Raw genomic sequence first — 3984 nt, 5'->3', positions numbered from 1 at the left:
AATCGATCAAACCCGCTGAAACCCAATCCTCCTCCGAGTCTTGTCATTTTCCCCCAATCTCTCCGCCTTCGCATTCCTCACCTTCGTCATCTCCCACGTCACCATCCACATCGCGGGATCCGCATCCATGCTCCCTGCATGAATCGCGTTCACGCACACGTTCAGGATGTATAATCAGCCGTCACCATCCCCCTTCCCCGCGCCACGTCCTGGGCCAATACGACCCGGCACCTCAAAAGCAATTTCCTAGCAGAAACCCCAAATAAATGATGATTCACGTTCAGCTACACACTCATCGAAAACTTCGGATGGGAACAGTCAAAAGCAGTCTTTCAATAATAGGCATTCCCTTCGCCCTCGGTCTGGTGGGCTTTGGGCCAGTCACGACGAGTTTCTCTCAACAAGTCTGTCTTCCTGCGCCTCGGTTACTTACGGTGATGCCGATGGGTGGACAAGTTAGCACGAATGTTGAGGTCAGCATCACTGGCGAAAATATTGAAGAGGTAAGTGCCCTGCTTTTTTCGACACCGAAGATCACCGCAAAACCAGTCATTGGTGCGGATGGAAAGTCCGTGGAGAACAAATTTCTTGTCACCATTGCGGCGGATGCACCCACCGGCGTGCATGATGCGAGAGTGCTGTCGCGTCTGGGTATTTCGGCGGCGCGCGCTTTCTCGGTGGATCGTCTGCCAGAGGTGGTTCGCGTTTTGCCAAACAACTCGGTGGAAACTGCCATGGCAATGAAACTGAACTCTGTCTGCAACGCGGCGACCACCAAGCGGTTGGTGGATTTCTATTCATTCCAAGGTGTGAAGGGTAAGCGCGTCGTCGTGGATTGCGCAGCGACAGGGATTGACTCAAAACTAACCCCGGTGGTGATTATCGCCGATGCTCAAGGACGTGATTTGCTGGTGAATCGCACGGGTGGAGTTCTCGATTTCACGCCGCCTGCCGATAGCACCTATCTGATCAAGCTTCACAGCCTAACGTTCCAAGGTGGAGTTCAGCATTTTTACAGGTTGGCGTTGCAGGAGGTGGCGGACAATGGCCCCGTGCCGCGCCAGCCAGCCACGGCGTCAGTGAGTTCCATGTCTTGGCCACCGGAAGGCTTGGCCGCAACGGCGAAGGCGAATGAAGCTGAGCCAAATAATCAGCCTGCGCAGGCACAGAAAATGACGTTGCCTTGCGACATTGCGGGCAGTTTTTTCCCAGCGGCGGATGTCGACACCTTTGAGTTCTCAGCGAAGAAGGGTGAGACCTGGTGGGTTGAGGTTGCCTCTGAGCGAATCGGTCTGCCTACTGATCCGTTTGTTCTTGTGCAACGTGTCACCAAGATCGGGGACAAGGAGACGCTTAAGGACGTGGCGGAGCTGTATGACATCCCAAGCCCGATGAAGGCCGGCACTTATGTCCCCGCCTCATCTTACAATGGCCCGCCATATGATGCTGGATCCCCCGATGTACTGGGCAAAGTTGAGATCAAAGAGGACGGAGACTATCGCCTGCAAGTGCGGGATTTGTTCGGTGGCACACGCAGTGACGCGAGCAATGTCTATCGCCTCATTATTCGGCAGGCAGCACCGGATTTTAAGCTCGTCGCCTGGGCCGCGCACATGTCCGTGCGCCAAAATGATTTCGGCACCATATCCAAGCCTATCGCCTTGCGCGCTGGCGTTACGATGGCTTTTGAGGTGGTTGTCGTGAGACGTGATGGATTCGATGGTGACATCGATCTGGCTATAGAAGGCCTGCCTCCAGGAGTGACTGCACGCGGTTTAAAGATTCCAGCTGGCAAGGTGCAGGGCATGATTTTCATCACCGCTGCTGAGAATGCCAAGCCCGCGTTCGCGATCGCGAAAATGTTTGGTCGTGCAACGATCAATGGTGCCAGTGTGACGCGCCCATGCTTTCTCGCCTCCATGGAATGGCCTGTGGTATACGCCCCGAGTGATTTCCCGACATCCCGTCTCGTGGCTGACGTGCCGGTGTCGGTGAGTGACTCAGAGAAGGCTCCCGTTACCATAGCAGCAAGCGCAGGCAAAGTATTGGAGGCCAAAGCCGGAGAGATTTTGAAGATACCGCTCAAGCTCACATGGAGAAACGAGTTCAACGGCACTTCCGTTAAATTTAAGGCATACGGCACCTTTTTTGGGGACATGAAGGAGATGGACGTGCCCATCAAAGCCGCCACATCCGAGGCTGTTCTTGATCTTGCGGCATTAAAGACTCCACCTGGTGATTACACACTCGCATTTAAGGGTATCGGCATCACCAAATATCACCCCAACCAAGACGCGGTTAAGATGGCTGAGGAACAGCTCAAGAAAGCTGCACAGGAAGTCACAACCCTCACCGCTGCCGCAAAAAACTTTGCTGGTAAAGTCACCACTGCGCCAGCCGCTGAGAAGATCGAAGCCGCCAACGCTGCGAAGATCGCCGCAGGGAAACAAAAGTTGGCTGAGGTCGCCATGGCCGACGCCACTCAACTCTTAAAGACCGTCACTGCTGCCGCCGCACCGAAGGACATCATCGATATTGTTGTATCCGAACCCATTCAGGTTTCCATCAAAGCCGCTCAAGTCGCCTCCGCAGCCGCAACCCCGAAGAAATAATGCTCACCGCCCGAACACTTACCGCACGTTGCCTCTTTGTGGGCTTGGCTTTGCCCGCGACATCCATGATTCATGCCGCCGATCTCGATTTTTATCGGGATGTGTATCCATTCCTCAAAGCCAACTGCATCTCGTGTCAGCCCCCTCTCCCCCCCCCGTCCCAGCGCCACGTCTAGGGCCAACCCGACCCGGCACCCGAAAAAGCAATTTCCTATCAGAAAGATAGTTGTTCACGACGAAGAAGAAGAAAAGCCGCCGTTCGGTTGTACTATTCACACATGCGTCGTTACGTCCATCCTTGGTGCCTTGTGGTTGCCGCGCTCAATTTGGGCACGTTGAGCACCCGGGCTGTGGATATATTTCGCGACCAAGTGGAGCCGATTCTGCGGCAGCGGTGCTATGAATGCCACTCCCACGCGGGGAAGATCAAGGGAGGGCTCACGCTGGACTCCCCCTCGGGATGGCAAAAGGGCGGCGAGAGTGGGCCGGCGCTGGTCCCGGGCGCCTTGGATCAGAGCAGGCTGATCAAGGCGGTGCATTATGCCACGCCTGATCTCGAAATGCCGCCGAAGACGAAGCTGCCTGCCAGAGAGATTGCCATTCTGGAACAATGGGTGGCCGCAGGCGCGCCTGACCCACGTGAGGCTGCGATCATGGCGGAAAAAAAGGGCGTGGATATCGAGGCGGGCCGCAAGCACTGGGCCTACCAGCCGGTGCGTGAAACCGCGCCACCACCCGTGCGCGATAAAGCCTGGCCGTTGAACGAAGTGGATGTCTTTCTGCTCGCGAAACTGGAGTCCACAGGCCTCCAACCCGGCGCGGCAGCGGAGGCGCACACCTGGCTGCGGCGGGTCACCTTTGACCTTACCGGGCTCCCTCCCACAGAGGCGGAAATTGCGGCCTTCATCGCGGCCCCGTCACCGCAGGCGCATGAACGCGTAGTGGATCGCCTGCTCGACTCCAAGGCCTATGGCGAGCGCTGGGCGCGGCATTGGCTGGATCTCGTGGGCTATGCGGAGCAGATCGGCACGGAGGGCAAAATCTTCGCCGAACACGCGTGGCGCTACCGTGATTATCTGCTGAAGTCCTTCAATTCGGACAAGCCTTTCGACCGCTTTATCCGCGAGCAGATCGCTGGTGATCTGTTGCCCGCCGCATCACCGCAGGAACGCCGCGAAAATCTCATCGCCACCGGTTTCATCGTACTCGGTGATGTGGACATCAATTCGATTGATAAACTGAAGATGGAATACGATTTCGTAGACAGCCAGGTCAGCAAGGTAGGCACCGCCTTCCTCGGCATGACACTCGGCTGCGTGCGCTGCCACGATCACAAATTCGACGCCATCGGCCAGCAGGATTACTACGGCAT

The 3984-nt window shown here is 56.4% G+C and carries 2 protein-coding genes; both read left to right on the top strand.

The annotated features are described in order from the left end of the window. Positions 1-266 precede the first annotated feature (266 nt). Positions 267-2612: a serine protease gene (locus ACIREA_RS27990; protein WP_397385613.1), complete on the top strand. Its 2346-nt coding sequence runs from the start codon at positions 267-269 to the stop codon at positions 2610-2612. A gap of 278 nt (positions 2613-2890) precedes the next feature. Next, the coding region (locus tag ACIREA_RS27985; RefSeq protein ID WP_397385612.1) for a DUF1549 domain-containing protein at positions 2891-3984 on the top strand (1094 nt) is incomplete at its 3' end.

Source organism: Prosthecobacter sp., assembly GCF_044373815.1.
GTDB lineage: Bacteria > Verrucomicrobiota > Verrucomicrobiia > Verrucomicrobiales > Verrucomicrobiaceae > Prosthecobacter.
Note: the sequence above shows the minus strand (reverse complement) of the source record. Positions and strands in the feature narration are given on the sequence as shown.